Annotated in this window: 14 protein-coding genes; 9 read left to right on the top strand and 5 right to left on the bottom strand. The window is 52.0% G+C overall.

All coding sequences use genetic code 11. The features are described from left to right. Window positions 1-23: 23 nt before the first annotated feature. Both KHQ09_RS05240 and KHQ09_RS05235 read right to left on the bottom strand, forming a co-directional pair. Window positions 24-1136: a polyamine ABC transporter substrate-binding protein gene (locus tag KHQ09_RS05240; RefSeq protein ID WP_022710503.1), complete on the bottom strand. Its 1113-nt coding sequence runs from the start codon at window positions 1134-1136 to the stop codon at window positions 24-26. Window positions 1137-1573: 437 nt separating this feature from the next. Next, window positions 1574-3001, bottom strand: coding sequence for a helix-turn-helix domain-containing protein (locus tag KHQ09_RS05235; RefSeq protein WP_213596823.1), 1428 nt, complete (start codon window positions 2999-3001; stop codon window positions 1574-1576). A 255-nt stretch (window positions 3002-3256) separates the two neighbouring features. Between KHQ09_RS05235 and aceA the strand changes: the two genes are divergently transcribed. The 4 genes from aceA (at window position 3257) to KHQ09_RS05215 (ending at window position 8257) form a co-directional block, all read left to right on the top strand. Beyond that, window positions 3257-4546, top strand: a complete 1290-nt coding sequence (aceA, locus tag KHQ09_RS05230; RefSeq protein WP_075654394.1) for an isocitrate lyase — start codon at window positions 3257-3259, stop codon at window positions 4544-4546. Window positions 4547-4694: 148 nt separating this feature from the next. Beyond that, on the top strand, window positions 4695-4928 hold the full coding sequence (locus KHQ09_RS05225) for an SMc00767 family acetate metabolism repressor (protein ID WP_213596821.1): 234 nt from the start codon (window positions 4695-4697) through the stop codon (window positions 4926-4928). Window positions 4929-5415: 487 nt separating this feature from the next. Then, window positions 5416-6849 (top strand): glutamine synthetase family protein, encoded by a 1434-nt coding sequence (locus KHQ09_RS05220; protein ID WP_213596819.1) that lies wholly within the window; start codon window positions 5416-5418, stop codon window positions 6847-6849. A gap of 109 nt (window positions 6850-6958) precedes the next feature. Beyond that, window positions 6959-8257 (top strand): NAD(P)/FAD-dependent oxidoreductase, encoded by a 1299-nt coding sequence (locus KHQ09_RS05215; protein ID WP_213596817.1) that lies wholly within the window; start codon window positions 6959-6961, stop codon window positions 8255-8257. A gap of 58 nt (window positions 8258-8315) precedes the next feature. Here KHQ09_RS05215 and KHQ09_RS05210 read toward each other — a convergent pair whose 3' ends face one another. After that, complete coding sequence (locus tag KHQ09_RS05210; RefSeq protein ID WP_022711172.1) at window positions 8316-9065, bottom strand: glucose 1-dehydrogenase; 750 nt, start codon at window positions 9063-9065, stop codon at window positions 8316-8318. A gap of 323 nt (window positions 9066-9388) precedes the next feature. On the opposite strand from KHQ09_RS05210, the gene zwf reads away from it, so the two are divergent. From zwf to edd, 3 genes are all read left to right on the top strand, one after another. Next, window positions 9389-10864, top strand: coding sequence for a glucose-6-phosphate dehydrogenase (gene zwf / locus KHQ09_RS05205; protein WP_213596810.1), 1476 nt, complete (start codon window positions 9389-9391; stop codon window positions 10862-10864). A gap of 286 nt (window positions 10865-11150) precedes the next feature. Continuing rightward, complete coding sequence (gene pgl, locus KHQ09_RS05200; RefSeq protein ID WP_075654390.1) at window positions 11151-11876, top strand: 6-phosphogluconolactonase; 726 nt, start codon at window positions 11151-11153, stop codon at window positions 11874-11876. Between the two features lie 226 nt (window positions 11877-12102). Then, complete coding sequence (edd, locus tag KHQ09_RS05195; RefSeq protein ID WP_213596808.1) at window positions 12103-13917, top strand: phosphogluconate dehydratase; 1815 nt, start codon at window positions 12103-12105, stop codon at window positions 13915-13917. A gap of 111 nt (window positions 13918-14028) precedes the next feature. Here the strand turns inward: edd and folD are convergent, their stop codons facing one another. Next, window positions 14029-14946: a bifunctional methylenetetrahydrofolate dehydrogenase/methenyltetrahydrofolate cyclohydrolase FolD gene (gene folD, locus KHQ09_RS05190; protein ID WP_213596806.1), complete on the bottom strand. Its 918-nt coding sequence runs from the start codon at window positions 14944-14946 to the stop codon at window positions 14029-14031. A gap of 141 nt (window positions 14947-15087) precedes the next feature. Beyond that, window positions 15088-15705, bottom strand: coding sequence for a hypothetical protein (locus KHQ09_RS05185; protein WP_213596805.1), 618 nt, complete (start codon window positions 15703-15705; stop codon window positions 15088-15090). A 551-nt stretch (window positions 15706-16256) separates the two neighbouring features. Here KHQ09_RS05185 and proC point away from each other — a divergent pair. Both proC and KHQ09_RS05175 read left to right on the top strand, forming a co-directional pair. After that, window positions 16257-17069: a pyrroline-5-carboxylate reductase gene (gene proC, locus KHQ09_RS05180; protein ID WP_213596803.1), complete on the top strand. Its 813-nt coding sequence runs from the start codon at window positions 16257-16259 to the stop codon at window positions 17067-17069. 412 nt (window positions 17070-17481) lie between these two features. Continuing rightward, the gene (locus KHQ09_RS05175; protein ID WP_213596801.1) at window positions 17482-17829 is read left to right on the top strand and encodes a BRA0787 family protein; all 348 of its coding nucleotides are present in this window, start codon (window positions 17482-17484) and stop codon (window positions 17827-17829) included. Window positions 17830-17885 lie beyond the last annotated feature (56 nt).

The raw sequence follows: 17885 nt of genomic DNA, 5'->3' as shown, positions 1-17885 counted from the left end.
GCCCCGTTTGTTCCCTGATCTGCTTAGTGACCTGTCACAATCTTGGTCCAGGTGCGGGTTGCCATCTGGTTGATTTTCGGCGGGTAAGGCATCGGAACGAAGAGCTGTTTCATCACTTCTTCACTCGGATAAACCGCCGGATCATTCAGCAGTTCCTTGTCGATGAATTCCTGCGAAGCCTTGTTGCCATTAGCGTAGAACACATAGTCCGAAGCCTTGGCGATCACTTCAGGACGCATGATATAATTGATAAATTCATGCGCTTCTTCAACATGTTTGGCATCTGCCGGAATGGCCATCTGGTCAAACCACATCAGAGCGCCCTCTTTAGGGATCGAATAGCCGATTTCCACGCCGTTTTTGGCTTCTTCCGCACGGTCTCGTGCCTGAAAAATATCACCGGAATAGCCGACAGCCATGCAGATATCACCATTGGCCAGCGCATTAATATATTCAGACGAATGGAATTTACGGATATTCGGACGGATACTCAGATAAAGTTCTTCCGCCTTGGCGAAGCTTTCAGCGGTCGGATTATTGGTATCAAAACCCAGATAATGCAGAGCCGGACGCAGCATTTCACTGCCTGAATCCAGCAGATAAATACCACAATCTTTCAGCTTTGCCGAATTTTCAGGCTTGAACAGCACATCCCAGCTGTCGATTTCGTCTACACCGAGCGCTTCCTTGATCTTGGCTTTGTTGTAACCAATCCCTGTGGTGCCCCACATATAGTTGACCGAATATTCATTGCCCGGATCATAAGCGACAGTGCGCTTGGTGATCTCGTCCCACATATTTTTCAGGTTCGGCAGTTTGTCTTTATCCAGTTTCTGGAAAACGCCTGCCGGAATCTGACGGCCCATAAATTCAGCGGAAGGCACAACAATGTCATAACCGCTGCCACCGGCCAGCAATTTTGTCTCAAGGATTTCGTTGGAATCATACACGTCGTAAACGACTTTGATGCCGGTTTCCTTGGTAAAATCTTTCAGGATGGAATCATCAATATAATCAGACCAGTTATAGATGTTCAGCACGCGCTCCTGCGCAGCAGCCGGCAGAACAGGCAGCAGCGCGGCAAGTGCCACACAGCTGGCAGAAACATATGAAAGCAAATGGGCTTTGATCTTCATCAGTCACTCCGTCCAGAAAGCTTTATGGGGCAAAAGCCTTGCAAGCCAAATCATCCCTCACACATTGCCCTTCAATGTGCATTCTCCGTTACCTTTTGAGATTAATTTGCTTTCGTCAACGGAAAGATGACGCTTAAACCGCATAGCGCCGATTATTTGAATTTAATGAACACAATTTTAAACTTTGTGTGTCCTTCAGGGCGCACAAAGGGGTATTTTATCCGGTCAGAACGGGTGCCGGAGAACTTGGATATAAGCCTTATCTTTCAAAGATATGCCACACAGAAACCATGACAGGCAAAATGCCCGAATCTTACCCGCTCTAAATTTTAATTTTACGCATTTTCCTACGCATCGTAGCGGGAAAAGAAATCAGTCCGGCGAACTGATTTTCCTGCGAAGGCGCTACACACTTTTGCTGGAAATGCCCCGCCCCTTTACTGGAAGTCATAGGTAGAGAAACCTGACACCATTTCATCCAGCGCCAGCGGGCGGGTGAGCGGTGGTTCAGCACGGGCAAGGCAAGCCTGCCTCTCGCATAAACGGCAGGCTGTACCAACCGGACTGACAGCCGAGCCGGAAGACATGCCCGCCAGATATGCAGCATAGACCGTATCCTGCGCCGCAGATGCATCACAGCCCAGCATCAGCGCTGTCCGGCGCGGCTGCTCACCAAAGCCTGTTTGCGGCCCTTCAACCGTGCGGCTGATGGTCAGATATTGCGTTTTATCCGGCAGCTCCACCTGCTCGGCCAGATATTGCTGCGGGTGGGAGAAAGCATTGTAAACTTGCAACTTCGGACAGGCACCGCCAAAACGCGCCTGCGGAAACCCCTGCGCCCCGAAATGTCGCAAGCGATTTCCGGCCTGATCGATCTCCTGCAAGAAGAAAGCGATACCGGAAGCGCCTTGCTTTTGCAGACTGGTCAACCGACACGCCACCTGCTCAAAAGACACGTTGAAACGCGCGCGCAACACATCAATATCATATTTTGCACGCTGTGCCGCCTCGCGAAACGGCGTATAGGGCATCATCAATGCATGAGCTGCATAGCGCAAAAGCTCAAAACGCGCGATGCGCTTGGCCTCCGCTGAACTCAGCTTCAGATCTTCCAGCTCGGCTCCGATCACCACCTGCATACGGATAGAAGCAGCTTCCATGGCAATCTCGCGTGTCTGGTCAAAGATCGACAAACGCTCGGAGATAAACAACCGCAATGAGTGGCGATCATAACGCCGCCGCCAGTTCGGCATAGTCGCGGCTGGCAATGTACGCACGGTAATCGACTGCTCACGTTTCAGCCATTGTTTCAGTGCAACAGCCAGCCCGTCTTCCGATTTCAGCAGGCGGTTAAAACTGTCGGCCTCCGCCTCAATGCGCTCGAAATAATGCGGCTTGCGCGCCAGTACCTCGCGCACTTCGTCCAATGGCAGGCGCGTCGGGCTGAGTGTCAGCGCCTTCCCTTCACGCACCATCATATCGGACAGGTCGGTGAGACGCTTTTGCTGCTCACGATAGGCGCGGAATAATTTCAGTACGCCCGCAGCTGCGTTTGGCGCAGCCTCGCAAATATCAATCAGCTCCTGATCACCAGGCAACTCCCCCGCAAGCAAAGGCTCGGAAAACACCTCTTTTAATCCGGCCAGCACCGAGCCGGTTTCTTCCTGTAACTGATCCAGATCCACTTTATAGACCGAGGCCAGTTTCAGCAGCAGCTGCACCGTTAACGGCCGCTGATTACGCTCAATCAGATTGAGATAGGATGGCGAGATACCCAAATCCTCGGCCATCGCAACCTGTGTCAGCGCCCGCTCATTGCGGATACGCCGAATACGCGCACCGGCAAATATTTTACGTTCTGCCACAGGTCTGCCCCCTCCAAGAAACAACCGGACTTATCTGATCTGTAAAGAATGTGACTAATTCTTACGATTTGTCAAATTTACAAAACTTACAAATTTACAAGCCCATACTGTCAAAACACATACAGCATAACCCGAATAAAATGCTGTTATTGCGCATTTTTCTCGCCAACATATGCAGCATCTGTAAATCTGGTCACAGACAAAACAAGCATTCAACTCAAAATCTGATGACACAGCTTTACAGGATATTTGATCATGACTGATTTTTACAATCTGGTTCCATCCGCACCGAAAGGCCGCTTTGACGGCTTGCAGCGCTCGCATACTGCTGAAGATGTAAAGCGCCTGCGCGGTTCGGTTGAAATCCGCTACAGTCTGGCCGAAATGGGCGCCAACCGTCTGTGGAAACTCATTCATGAGGAAAACTTCGTTAATGCACTGGGCGCCCTCTCCGGTAATCAGGCGATGCAGATGGTTCGTGCAGGGTTGCAGGCCATTTACCTCTCCGGCTGGCAGGTTGCGGCCGATGCCAATACCGCTTCCGCAATGTATCCGGATCAATCACTCTATCCGGCCAATGCAGCACCGGAACTGGCAAAACGCATCAACCGCACTTTGCAGCGCGCTGATCAGATTGAAACCGCAGAAGGCAAAGGCCTGTCCGTAGACACATGGTTTGCGCCGATTGTTGCCGATGCGGAAGCAGGTTTCGGCGGCCCGCTGAATGCTTTTGAAATCATGAAGGCTTTCATTGAGGCTGGCGCTGCCGGTGTTCACTTTGAAGATCAGCTGGCATCGGAAAAGAAATGCGGCCATCTCGGCGGCAAGGTTCTGATCCCGACCGCAGCCCATATCCGTAATCTGAATGCCGCACGTCTTGCCGCTGATATTATGGGCACGCCGACACTGGTTATCGCCCGTACCGATGCGGAAGCCGCCAAGTTGCTGACTTCGGATATTGATGAGCGCGATCAGCCATTTGTTGATTATGACAAAGGTCGCACCGTTGAAGGCTTCTACCATGTGAAGAACGGTCTTGAGCCATGTATTGCCCGCGCTGTGGCCTATGCTCCGCATTGCGACCTGATCTGGTGCGAAACTTCGAAACCGGATCTGGAACAGGCGCGTAAATTTGCCGAAGGCGTGCATAAAGCCCATCCGGGCAAGCTGCTGGCCTATAACTGTTCGCCGTCGTTCAACTGGAAGAAGAATCTCGACGACGCCACGATTGCCAAATTCCAGCGTGAGCTGGGTGCGATGGGCTACAAGTTCCAGTTCATCACGCTGGCCGGTTTCCACCAGCTCAATTTCGGCATGTTCGAACTGGCACGCGGTTATAAAGATCGTCAGATGGCGGCCTATTCGGAATTGCAGGAAGCTGAATTTGCAGCAGAAGCCAACGGCTACACTGCAACCAAGCACCAGCGCGAAGTCGGCACCGGTTATTTCGATGCCGTTTCCATGGCGATCACCGGCGGCCAGTCTTCGACAACGGCCATGAGTGAATCGACCGAACATGACCAGTTCCGCCCTGCTGCCGAATAAGCAGAAGACGGATCAGCAGAGCCGGACTCCAGTCAACTCTGCATGACAGCCATCCGTAGCCGGCTTCTCCTTCACCCGGCCGGCTACGGATATTCACCTCAAACGCAACTTCAGCTCACGACCTGACTGTAACCCAAGGACAAAGACCATGATGACCAAACCACAGGTTAAAGAACGGGCCGAAGAACAAGCTTCGGCTATGACAGAAGACCAGAAGGCTGCAATCCGTATGCTGGCCAATGATCTTCACCGCCTCAACCACGCTGTTATGAAAGCAGTTGAAGCCGGCGTATCCGTTGAGCTGGTGCGCTCCGCCCGCCATCATGGTGGCGAAGGCCAGTGGGGTGATCTGCTAACACCGGTTGTTGTAACCCGTAGTTAAGCTCAACAGCCTTCGCCACCATGCTCTTTTAAATTGCATGCCTGCGGCAATGCGGGACGGCGAAGGCCAGTGGGGTGATCTGCTGACGCCGGTTGTTGTAACCCGCAGTTAAACTTTACAGTTTTCCTAAGCATCCTCCTATTGCCCTGCCGTTTTTAAGGCGGCAGGGCAGCATCCAGATTTCTCAGGTTCGGCTCCATCCCCCCCAACCACCCTTCCCGCATTTCCTCAGGGTCGTTATTTCTGGTGGAACCGCACAATCGCAGGCTGCTCTGATATCATGACTGATTACCTTGCATTATCCTCAAATTCTCCAAGGTATTTCCGGGCAGCCTGCGTATTTCAAAAGCCATCATTTTCAGCAGCTCCCGCCAAAAAATATTTTTGACAACAGGACTTACGCTTACGCACACAAATGCTACTCTGTTTGTTAAAGGTCACATGAGAAGCTATAGTGACCTTAACGTAAACAGCTATCCGGTGATTAATGCCTGTCACACCTACTGAGAAGAAAAAACCGCGCAAAACTGTACGTCGCGGTACACCAGCCTATGTCAAGTCGCTGCGCGGCGTCAAAAACTGGAAAGAAGCTTCTGAATGGCTGGCATGGCGCGACATTGAAGATATTGAGTGCATCACGCCCGATCAGGCCGGTGTCGCCCGCGGCAAGATGATGCCGTCCAAGAAATTCATCTCCAATTCCACACTGGCTCTGCCATCCGCCGTCTTCATGGTCACCATTTCCGGCGACTATCCTGATGATGGTCACGGCTTCGTCTATCCGGAAGATGACGGTGATTTGCGCCTTGTCGCCGATCTCTCCACCCTCACCGTTGTACCGTGGGAATCTGATCCGACAGCACAGGTTCTGTGCGACCTCGTTTATCAGGATGGCCGCGTGGCGGAATTCACCCCGCGCAACGTGCTGAAGCGTGTGGTCGATGAATATGCCAAACTCGGCCTCAAGCCTGTTGTAGCGCCGGAAATCGAATTCTATCTGGTACGCAAAAACCCCGATCCGGATTATCCGCTCACCCCGCCGGTTGGGCGCTCAGGCCGCGCTATTGGCGGCGGTCAGGGCTATTCCATTGCCGGTGTCAATGAATTCGACGAACTGATCGATGATATTTATCATTTCTCCGAAGCGCAGGGGCTGGAGATTGACACACTGATCCACGAAGAAGGTGCTGGTCAGCTGGAAATCAACCTGCGTCACGGTGATCCGATTGAACTGGCCGATCAGGCTTTCATGTTCAAGCGCACCATCCGTGAAGCAGCACTCAAACATGATATGTATGCGACTTTCATGGCCAAGCCTATTCAAGGACAGCCGGGATCGGCCATGCATATTCACCAGTCTATTGTTGATAAAAAGACCGGCAAAAATATCTTCAGCAATGAAGACGGTACCGAGAGCGAAGCGTTTTATCACTTCATCGGCGGCATGCAGAAACATGTGCCGAATGCCTTGGTGATGTTTGCGCCTTATGTGAACTCCTATCGCCGTCTGACACCGGATGCTTCTGCGCCGGTCAATGTCAAATGGGGCTACGATAACCGCACCACCGCTCTGCGCGTACCACGTTCAGACCCGCAGGCGCGACGTGTAGAAAACCGCATTCCGTCTTCCGATGCCAATCCTTATCTGGCGCTGGCAGCCTCGCTTGCCTGCGGTCTGATCGGGCTGAAAAACAAGATCATGCCGGATGCGCCGGTTGCAACATCCGTCAACCGCAATGAGGTGGAACTGCCGCGCGGTCTGATCGAGGCAGTCAACCTGTTTGAAGAAGATGCGGAACTGAAAGCTCTGCTCGGTGAAAGTTTTGCCACCACCTATGCCGCGATCAAGCGTGCAGAGTTTGAGACTTTCATGGAAGTGATCAGCCCGTGGGAGCGGGAATATCTGCTGCTCAACGTATAATATTCCTTCCGGCACGTTGCTTTTAATCAATGTGCCGGAACAATTTCTGCCGAAATATACGTCATAAATTTTCTGCTCTCCGACATACAGCACCAGCTCAAGGCACCCAATGCAGCAGTCACAGCATTATCAGAGCCCGATTTCTCCAGGACTGTCATGGTATGAGGCAAGTATCAGTGAGCGGCCGCGCTATCCCGAATTTGACGGATCAGTCCAGACGGATGTCGTTATTATCGGCGGCGGTTATACCGGCCTGTCTGCCGCCTATCATCTGGCGGTTCAGGGCATTAAAGTCGTGCTGCTTGATGAAGCGCGTTTCGGTGACGGCGCATCAGGCCGCAATGGCGGACAGCTGAATACCGGCCAGCGCTGCGGTGCGGAAGATCTGGAAAAGCAATATGGTTTCGACCATGCCAAAGCACTTTTTGATCTGGCGGAAGAAGCCAAACATCATCTTTTAAGTTTTGCTGTGCAGCATAATATCGACATGGAATATGTGCAGGGACACATGTCTGTGACGCATAAACAACGCTATGACAAACAATATAAAGCCCATAGCGAAATTATGGCCTCGCGCTTCAACTATCCGCATCTGCGCTATATGGAACGCGATGAGGTTGCTGAAAAGCTCGGTTCAAACCGCTATTTCGGCGGCACCTATGACAGCGGCACCGGCCATATTCACCCGCTTAAACTTCTGATCGGGCTGGCGAAAACCGCATCTCAGGCGGGTGCGAAACTCTATGAGAACAGCAAAGCTACCGGCATTACCTCATCCAATGGCCGTGTAATCGTCAAAACTGCGCGCGGTATCATCAATGCGGAAAAAGCCTTGATCGCAGTCAATGCCTATGGCGGCAATCTGGAGCCGGTCAGCGCTGCCCATGTGATGCCGATCCGCTCATTTATCGGCGCGACTGTACCGCTGGATGATACATGCCGCGTTTTACCGGGTGGTGAATCCGTCGATGACTCCCGTTTTGTGGTGCGTTATTTCCGTCGTTCCAAAGGCGGACGACTGTTATTTGGCGGACGCGAAGCCTATACGGCCGACAATCCGCGCGACATTACCACCCATATCCGCCGCCAGATCTTGGAAATCTATCCGCAGCTCCAAGATATTGAGATCACGCATAGCTGGGGTGGCTCGGTTGGCATTACCATGCCGCGCCAGCCTTTTGTGCGTGAGGTTATGCCCAATGTCATCAGCGCGGGCGGCTATTCCGGCCATGGCGTGATGCTCGCCAATTTTATGGGTAAACTTTATGCCGAAACGGTGACTGATAATCGCGAACGCCTGCGTCAGTTTGAAATGCTGAAAGTACCGGCATTTCCGGGCGGCCGCACATTCCGTGCACCGCTGCTTTTCCTTGCGCTTTCATGGTTCGCCATGATGGATCGCATATAAACAACTAATCAATCACCACAGCCCGCCGGTTACACATAACCGGCGGGCTATTTTTATTTTACAGGCTGTAGCCGCCATCCACATCAACAGATGTACCGGTGACAAATGCAGCTTCATCGCTGGCCAGCCACAGAGCGGCATTGGCAATATCATCCGGCTTAGAGAAGCGACCGAGAGGAATGGAAGCTTTGAGCGCTTCGCGGGCTTCCGGCGTATCCTGACCGAGGATCAGTTTCAGAGTTTCGGTTTCACTCTCCACCGGGCAAATTGCATTGACGCGGATTTTATCATCGGCCAGTTCCAGCGCCATGGATTTCGTCGCGCTCATCACCCAGCCTTTGGATGCATTATACCAGGTCAGGCCTTTACGCGGATGCTGTGCACCGATGGACGCTGTGTTGATAATCGCGCCGCCGCCCAGTTTACGCATCACCGGCACAACCGCCAGAGTGGACAGATACAGCGCCTTCATATTCACAGCTGTAATCAGATCAAAACTATCTTCCGGCACATCGGTCAGCAGCATGTTTTTATAAGCAAAACCGGCATTATTGACCATAATATCAAGACGGCCGAATTGTTGCAGTGTCACCCCGACCAGCCGTTCAACATCATCTTTCCGCGATACATCCACAGCAAGCGGCACAGCACTTTTACCGATAGAACTTGCAACATCATTGGCGCGTTTCGGATTAATATCGGCAACGGTTACTTTCGCGCCCTCCAGCGCAAAACGACGGGCAATTGCCTCACCAAAGCCAGAACCGGCACCGGTCACAATAGCCACTTTATCTTTCAATCGTGCCATACTCTTCTCCAGAAACTTTCATTACAATGCAAATCAGTCACCCCAATGCATAAAGCATTTCAGAGCTTAAGGGAATCTTGCAGGAGAAAGCGCCGGTTTTCTGTTTGCTCAGGTATAAAGATCCGTAAAATTAACATTTTTAAATTGGTTTATTAAATCGATTTAAAAAGCCACTATTGTCAACGCTGTTATTTCGCTAGATTATAATGCAAATCACTGCTTCGACCATCGTTCCGTTCCCGGACCAAATCCCACCACTTTCTCTCCATATCCTGAGATATTCTTTGAACTCATCAGGAAAACGCGAATAAAGAGACAGGTTCATGACCAGCCAGACAATTCCGGTAGAGCCCTTTGACTGCATCGTTTTCGGCGGTTCAGGCGATCTTGCCGAACGTAAACTGATCCCCGCTTTATACCAGCGCCAGCGTGCCGGACAGTTCAGCGAACCGACCCGCATTATCGGTGCATCCCGCAGTGAAATGGGCGATGCCGAATATCGTGAATTTGCCCGCAATGCCATTCATGAACACGTCAAAAAAGACGAGATTGATGAAGCACAGATCGAACAGTTTCTGCAACGCATTTCCTATGTGGCAGTTGATGCCAAGTCCGATCAGGGCTGGCCTGCACTGAAAAAGCTCATCAAGACCAAACCGGCGGATATCCGCGCTTTTTATCTTGCTGTCAGCCCGAGCCTGTTCGGTGATATTGCCCAGCGCCTGCAGAGCAATGATCTCATCAGCGATCATACGCGCATCGTCGTTGAAAAGCCGATTGGCCGTGATCTGGCATCCGCGCAAATCCTCAATGACACGATCGGCAGTGTTTTCCGCGAAGACCAGATTTTCCGTATCGACCATTATCTCGGCAAAGAAACAGTGCAAAATCTGATGGCGCTGCGTTTTGCCAATGCGCTTTATGAGCCGCTTTGGAACTCAGCCCATATTGACCATGTGCAGATTACCGTTGCGGAAGCTGTCGGCCTTGAAGGACGTGCAGGCTATTACGACACAGCCGGTGCGCTGCGCGATATGGTGCAGAACCATATTCTGCAATTGCTGTGCCTTGTCGCCATGGAGCCGCCGGCTTCACTGGAAGCCGATGCTGTGCATGATGAAAAAGTTAAAGTGCTGCGCTCGCTCACACCTATAACCACCGACAATGCGCAGGAAAATACTGTACGCGGCCAGTACCGCGCCGGCGCTTCTGCAGGCGGGCCGGTTAAATCCTATCTCGATGATCTGGAAAGCACCACCAGCAATACCGAAACCTTTGTGGCACTGAAAGCCGAGATCGGCAATTGGCGCTGGGCAAATGTGCCGTTTTATCTGCGTACCGGCAAAAGACTGGCCGAACGCGTTTCAGAAATTGTGGTGACATTCAAACCTATTCCCCATTCGATTTTTGAAAGCAGTGCGGGGCAGATTATTGCCAATCAGCTGGTTATCCGCCTGCAGCCGGACGAAGGCGTAAAACAGTGGATCATGATTAAAGATCCGGGTCCGGGCGGTATGCGTCTGCGTCATATTCCGCTGGATATGAGCTTTGCGGATTCTTTTGACGAGCGTAATCCGGATGCCTATGAGCGGCTGATTATGGATGTCGTGCGCGGCAACCAGACGCTGTTCATGCGCCGCGATGAGGTTGAAGCTGCATGGCGCTGGATTGACCCTATTCTGGAAGCCTGGGAAAGCAATGAACAGAAAGTTCAGGGCTATACATCCGGCACATGGGGGCCTTCCGGCTCTATCGCCCTGATCGAGCGTGACGGCCGCACATGGCATGATAGTCTCTGACGAGACCGAGGGCATGATAGTCTCTGACGAGACCGAGGGCATGACAGTCTCTGACGAGATGCTGCTTATGACTGTCTCTTACGAGGATCTTCTTATGACTGTCTCTTACGAGACAGGGGCATGACAGTCTCTGAGGAGACTGGGATACAATAACCGTAATAAAAATTGAGGCCGGAGCACCGCTAAAAAGGCAGGAAATGAATACCGTCTGGGGCGGTATTCTGTATAAAGATACAAAATGACTGCACCACACCCCACATAGGGGTGTAAAGGCGCAGAAACACTGATGGAGACTGACATAACCAATATTGAAAGGCATGATTTTGCAGAGCCATCCGCTTTGGCGCTGCAATTAGCCGGAACAATCGCGGATCAACTGAATAAAGCAGTCGCGGCCAAAGGACAGGCCGTACTCGCTGTATCCGGCGGCACAACGCCGGTACAATTGTTTGAGGCGCTCTCCATGCAGGATGTGGCATGGAAACAGGTTACGATTACTCTTGTCGATGAACGTTTTGTAGCGCCGGACAATGACCGTTCGAATGAGAAACTGGCGCGCGAACATCTTTTGCAAAACAAGGCGGCGCAGGCCGTTTTTGTCAGTCTTTATATTCCTGCCCAGACAGCCAGTGTTGCTGCTGTCACTGCGGCAAACCGCATTGATGCCCTGCCGAAACCTTTTGACGTCGTGGTTCTCGGCATGGGCAATGACGGCCATACAGCCTCTTTCTTCCGTGGCGGCAGCAGGCTGGATCAGGCCATTGATCCGACAACCCGTGCTGTTGTGCTGCCAATGCAGGCTGAAGGCGCAGGTGAACCGCGCCTGACACTTACACTGCCGGTGATTGCAAATGCCGATCTGCTGATCCTGCATATTGAAGGGCAGAAGAAACTGGCTGTTCTGGAAGAAGCACTGGCCAGTGATTTCAGCGAAGCAGATATTAATCTGATGCCCGTGCGCGCTGTTTTTGCCCATGCGAAACAAGCCGTACAGCTTTACTGGGCACCATAATTCCAAAACGATTACTGCAATATCCGCTCATTCTCCGATGATATACGGCCGGAGAATGAGCCACATTGTGCTTCCTTTCTCCCCCGTCCATTCCCGTGCGCTTTATAGACGCATCAGCCTTTTTCCACTCTTTCGCTATACTTACTTTCCGTATATTAAACTGCTTATTAAATCGGTTTAAATATTAATGCGCATGACCGGTTAATTGCCGGTACGGGAGACTGAAATGACCGTAAATCAAACCCTGCAGGCGATCACCAACCGGATTATCGAGCGCTCCCGCTCGACCCGTGAAGCCTATCTGGGGCGGATCAGTGAAGCTGCATCACGCAAGCCTGTGCGCACTGCACTTGGCTGCGCCAATCTGGCTCATGGTTTTGCGGCCTGCGGCCCTTCCGACAAAGCAGGACTGGCAGGCGATCAGCTGCTCAATATCGGCATTATCACCGCTTATAATGATATGCTCTCCGCGCATCAGCCATTTGAGACGTTTCCGCAGCTTATCAAACAGGCAGCGCGTGAAGCAGGCGGCATTGCGCAGGTGGCCGGTGGTGTGCCTGCAATGTGTGACGGTGTTACGCAAGGTTTTGCGGGCATGGAACTGTCGCTGTTCTCACGCGATGTGATTGCCATGGCCACTGCCGTCGGCCTGTCCCATGATATGTTTGACGCTGCCGTCTATCTCGGCGTGTGCGACAAGATTGTGCCGGGGCTGGTGATCGGCGCCCTCACCTTTGGTCACTTGCCTGCGATTTTCATTCCGGCAGGGCCTATGACCTCCGGCCTGCCGAATGATGAAAAAGCCCGTATCCGTCAACTTTATGCGGAAGGCAAAGTCGGTCGTGCAGAATTGCTGGAATCCGAGTCCAAATCCTATCATGGCCCCGGCACCTGCACCTTCTATGGCACAGCCAATTCCAATCAGATGCTGATGGAAATCATGGGACTACATATTCCGGGTTCATCCTTCATCAATCCGAATACGCCATTGCGCGATGCGATGACCAAGGAGGCCGCCAAGCGCGCTTTGCAAATCACCGCCTGCGGCAATGATTATACGCCGGTCGGCGCGATGCTGGATGAGCGCTCTTTCGTCAATGGTGTTGTCGGCCTCAATGCCACCGGCGGCTCCACGAACCACACCATCCATCTGATTGCCATGGCCGCAGCCGCAGGCATCAAACTGACATGGCAGGATATATCCGATATTTCGGCTGCTGTGCCGCTGCTTGCCCGCGTCTATCCGAATGGTCTGGCTGACGTAAACCATTTCCACGCCGCTGGCGGCATGGGCTATCTGATCCGTGAGTTGCTGGATGCCGGACTGCTGCACGAAGATGTGCGTACCGTCTGGGGCGAAACCTTACGCGACTATACGATTGAACCGGCACTCAATGCAGATGGTACGATTGCACGCAACCCTGCCCCTGAAGTGAGTGCTGATGCAAAAGTTCTGGCCAAAGCCAATGCGCCTTTCCAGCCGGATGGCGGCATTAAAGTGCTGAGCGGCAATATTGGCAGCGCGATCATTAAAGTTTCGGCCGTCAAACCGGATCGCCATGTGATTGAAGCACCTGCGAAAATCTTCCACGATCAGTCGGAAATGCAGGATGCTTTCAAGGCAGGCAAGCTCGAAGGTGATTTCATCGCCGTTGTCCGCTATCAGGGCCCGAAGGCCAATGGTATGCCGGAACTGCACAAGCTGATGACTGTGCTTGGCATTTTGCAGGATCGTGGACAGCGCGTGGCACTTGTAACAGATGGCCGTCTCTCCGGTGCATCCGGCAAAGTGCCTTCCGCTATTCATGTGACACCGGAAGCCCTTGATAATGGTATGATTGCAAAGATTCAGGAAGGCGACATTATCCGCCTTGATGCCGTGCAAGGCACCCTGTCTGTCTTGCTGAGCGGGGATGAATTGCAATCGCGCAATATTGAAACACCTGATCTTACCCGTAATTATTTTGGTATGGGACGGGAATTGTTCTCCGCATTCCGGCACATTGCAGGCCATGCAGATCAAGGCGCATCAGTATTTTAAAAGGTAACAAAAAACGGCGCGATCAAAATGACCGCGCCGTTCTTTTAACTACTTAAAATCAAATTTTGGTGCTTTCGCACAATTTCAAAATTTCGGTGCCTTAACACAGTTTCAAAATTTCGGTGCCTTAACACCGGCAGCGCGGCAAGCGGCGACCAGCGTATTGGCCATCAGCATGGCAATGGTCATAGGTCCTACACCGCCCGGAACCGGCGTAATCGCACCGGCCACTTTTGCAGCCTCGGCATAATCCACATCACCGACGAGACGGGTTTTACCCTCGCCCTTTTCCGGTGCATCAATGCGGTTGATACCCACATCAATCACAGTTGCACCCGGCTTAATCCAGTCACCTTTGACCATTTGCGGACGGCCGACGGCTGCCACCAGAATATCAGCGGTGCGTGCCAAGGCTGGCAGATCTTTGGTACGGCTATGGGCAACAGTGACAGTCGCATTGGCTGCAAGCAGCAAATTCGCCATCGGCTTGCCAACAATATTGGAGCGGCCGATGACAACAGCATTCAGACCGGACAGATCACGGCCGAGCTGGCGCTCAATCATAATCATACTGCCAGCCGGTGTGCATGGCACGAATGCACTATCCACAGCGCCGGTACCGAGCTTGCCGACATTGATATAGTGAAAACCGTCGACATCTTTGTCCGGCGCGATAGTCTGGATGACACGACCTTCATCAATATGTTTCGGCAGCGGCAACTGCACCAGAATACCGTGAATGGCAGGGTCATTATTGAGACTGTCGATCAGATCCAGCAGATCAGCCTCAGATGTATCTTCAGTCAATGTGTGCTGCACAGAGTGGAAGCCGCATTCGCGTGCTTTGCGGCCTTTGGAGGCGACATAAACCTGACTGGCCGGATCTTCCCCGACGATCACCACAGCAATCCCAGGCTTTGTGCCGGTTGTATTTAACAAGTCGGATGTTGCGGATTTAACCGCCACCACCACATCTTCCGCCAGCAATTTACCGTCGATTACTTTTGCGCCGCTCGTCTCAGTCGCCATCTCACAACTCCGTCAGACAAAAAAACAATGCAAGGCCGAAATTGCGGGATCACAAAGCCACGCGCTCACATCCTGCCCTCGCATAATCTGCCAGCGCGATGATGACAATCAAAAAACGGTCATGCTATCGGAATAACGGCATCAACGTGACGAATTTTCATTCTGTCTGGCACTGGCCAGCTTCTCATGCTCACGCAATGCCTGCCGGATTTCAGCCAGTGCATGGGAAAGGTCTGCAGCTTCAGGAATAGTCTGATCTGCTGCGGCATTGCCGAGCGCATTTTTGCGCATGGCAGCATAGGTTTTGGAAACCGGCTGGCGCACTTCCGCAATAACCTCTTCCGCCGGTTGCTGTTTCAGCTCCTGCGGTTCCGCATCGGCCTGTTTGACAGGCATTTGCTTTGCCACAGGCGCGACAGGCATTTGCCTTGTAACCACCGGCTGCGCAGGCTGTTCCGCAGCGGTTTCAGCTTGTTTGCCGCGCTTTAAAAGACTGGACAGGTTCAGCCACAGTTTTTTGAACAACGAAGATGACGAAACCGGTGCAGGTTCGGCAAGTACAGCTCTCTCAGCTTTTACCGATGTCTGTGCGGGTGCCTGTGCCGGAGCCTGCGCATGACTGCGCAGCGGCTGCACACCGGTGCGCCCCATTGCGGCACGTGCACGGTAAGCGCGGGAACGCTGGATGTTCAGGCCGAAGTCCTGCGGTGCATAGGCCAAAAGCGGTAATGTGCCGGAAAATTTATTATCACGTTCCATAATGCCGCCCCGTCTTAAAATTTATTTACACAGTCATTCATAATATGCGTCAGAGACGCAGGCATAATATGCGCCGGACACGCAAACGGCATCCGGTATCAGAGTGTTTTGCCCCTCCTCTGCACATTCCAAAAATCCGGCCAAAACCGAGGTTTTTTTTGGAAACTCCATGCCTGAAACGCCTGTTCTGCCCGAAAAAACGGACTCATAAGAACCTGACCGACCGGAATAAAATTCACAGCAGATCATGAAAGCTTTTCAAAACTGTTCGCAGATAAGCGACACGCCAGAAGCAACGCATTTCACAATGTAAATCACGTTTACCCGTTACGCCTTTGCAGCGCGGCGAAGCCGGTGCAAATCACTCTGCCTTATGGTTAACAAAACCTTAATGACTCTGGCAACCACTATAAGAAATAAATTTCACATTTATCTGATTAATGTGACACCGCGCCTGTCACGAAGCCGGAATTTCACTCTGTGCAGCGAACGATATTTCCATCTGCCGGTCGAATGTTCTATGGTCGGGCAAATCACAGGAGAGGCATTTGATGGCAAATAACACTGTTGTTCTGGTTGGTTGCGGCAATATGGGGTTTGCCATGCTGCAGGGATGGCTCTCCTCGGGCAAATTACAGCCTTCTGACGTGACAGTGGTTGAACCGGCAGACGGTTTACGTGAACGTGCAGCAAAACTCGGCGTCAAAGCGCTGCCGGACAGCACAGGCATTACCGGCTCTCCGCAGCTGATTATCATTGCGGTCAAACCACAGGTCATTCAGGACATTCTGCCTGCCTATAAAAACTATGCATCTGCCTCGGCTTTTCTCAGCGTGGCTGCAGGTACACCGGTTGCCTTATTCGAGAAAATTCTGGGCACACAGGCCGCGATTATCCGCTGTATGCCGAACACACCGGCAGCGATTGGCAAGGGTATGATGGTGACATTTGCCAATAGCAATGTGCAGACAGATGTAATGCGTTTCACCGAAGAATTGCTGGAAACCAGCGGTCAGGTGGCACAGGTCAAAGATGAAAGCCTGATGGATACTGTAACCGCAATATCCGGCTCCGGCCCCGCCTATGTGTTTCATTTCATTGAATGTCTTACACAAGCTGGTGTAGCCGCCGGTCTGCCGCAGGATATTGCTGCCATGCTTGCCATGCAGACAGTTTACGGTGCAGGCGCGCTCGCTGCGACAAGCACGGATACGCCATCGCAATTGCGCATTAATGTCACCAGCCCTAACGGGACAACAGCCGCCGCTCTCGAAGTGCTGATGGGCGACAATCGCCTGCAAAATCTTGTCAGCGAAGCGGTTGAAGCTGCCCGTAACCGCTCTGTTGAACTTGGAAAAAGCTGAAACACAATACTGCATTTCCACAGGGAGAGAGGACGGGGCCTCTTCTCTCTTTTTGTATTTTAAAAAGATTTTTCTTTTTTACAGCATTATCCGAAAGTACGATAATATCGGGATTTACCAGAGCGATATTTTCGTTACTCTGACAGGCACGATCTTTGTTTCATGATCGTCTTTGCGGGTTAAAAGCCCGAACAGAAAACACGGCTGAAACAGCCGTCCATTATAGAACTGTCATATAATCAGGCGATAATCAGCCGACACTTTCCGGTTCAGGCTTTGATGCCGGAAACAGATTTATATTTTCAACGGCCTGTCTGTGCGCCGCAAAACACAGAAACAGGCATTTTTTCAAATTACTGCGAACTCCATGCAAGGAAAGTTTGCAGTAAGCAGCCCGACAGAGGAGACAGGAATGTCAAGTTTACTGCCGCCGCTCCATAACGGACATGCATCAATTTATCTGCTGAACGGCTTCCACGAAGCTGTTCATGCCTATGAAGACTGGGATATGGCCGGTCAGGAACCACAGGTTGCCGTTTACGGAAAATCCGTCCGCATCAGCGTGATTTTCCGCCGTCTGACCCAATGTTCAGACCGGTTGCCGCAACATGTTCTGCAATCACTCAAAGCGGCGATACCGCATATTATGAAATATCAGCCTGCAGATTTCCCTGCCACTTATGCAGATGCAAGTGGTTTACTGCGTCAGGCTCTGCGGAATTATACCCGCAATCCGGTGATCGCTGCGCGTTTCAATTAAACGGGGCTAAGCTTTACAAAAACACAACATACGGGCAGATTTTTTATCTGCCCGTT

Origin of the sequence: Pseudochrobactrum algeriensis (genome assembly GCF_018436245.1) — a bacterium.
Classification (GTDB): domain Bacteria; phylum Pseudomonadota; class Alphaproteobacteria; order Rhizobiales; family Rhizobiaceae; genus Pseudochrobactrum; species Pseudochrobactrum saccharolyticum.
Note: the sequence above shows the minus strand (reverse complement) of the source record. Positions and strands in the feature narration are given on the sequence as shown.

Bases quoted from the DNA above. Each gene is read 5' to 3' on its own strand.
- KHQ09_RS05240 (WP_022710503.1), bottom strand. From the start codon at position 1,136: ATGAAGATCAAAGCCCATTTGCTTTCATATGTTTCTGCCAGCTGTGTG.
- aceA (WP_075654394.1), top strand. From the start codon at position 3,257: ATGACTGATTTTTACAATCTGGTTCCATCCGCACCGAAAGGCCGCTTT.
- KHQ09_RS05225 (WP_213596821.1), top strand. From the start codon at position 4,695: ATGATGACCAAACCACAGGTTAAAGAACGGGCCGAAGAACAAGCTTCG.
- KHQ09_RS05220 (WP_213596819.1), top strand. From the start codon at position 5,416: ATGCCTGTCACACCTACTGAGAAGAAAAAACCGCGCAAAACTGTACGT.
- KHQ09_RS05215 (WP_213596817.1), top strand. From the start codon at position 6,959: ATGCAGCAGTCACAGCATTATCAGAGCCCGATTTCTCCAGGACTGTCA.
- KHQ09_RS05210 (WP_022711172.1), bottom strand. From the start codon at position 9,065: ATGGCACGATTGAAAGATAAAGTGGCTATTGTGACCGGTGCCGGTTCT.
- zwf (WP_213596810.1), top strand. From the start codon at position 9,389: ATGACCAGCCAGACAATTCCGGTAGAGCCCTTTGACTGCATCGTTTTC.
- pgl (WP_075654390.1), top strand. From the start codon at position 11,151: ATGGAGACTGACATAACCAATATTGAAAGGCATGATTTTGCAGAGCCA.
- edd (WP_213596808.1), top strand. From the start codon at position 12,103: ATGACCGTAAATCAAACCCTGCAGGCGATCACCAACCGGATTATCGAG.
- folD (WP_213596806.1), bottom strand. From the start codon at position 14,946: ATGGCGACTGAGACGAGCGGCGCAAAAGTAATCGACGGTAAATTGCTG.
- KHQ09_RS05185 (WP_213596805.1), bottom strand. From the start codon at position 15,705: ATGGAACGTGATAATAAATTTTCCGGCACATTACCGCTTTTGGCCTAT.
- proC (WP_213596803.1), top strand. From the start codon at position 16,257: ATGGCAAATAACACTGTTGTTCTGGTTGGTTGCGGCAATATGGGGTTT.
- KHQ09_RS05175 (WP_213596801.1), top strand. From the start codon at position 17,482: ATGTCAAGTTTACTGCCGCCGCTCCATAACGGACATGCATCAATTTAT.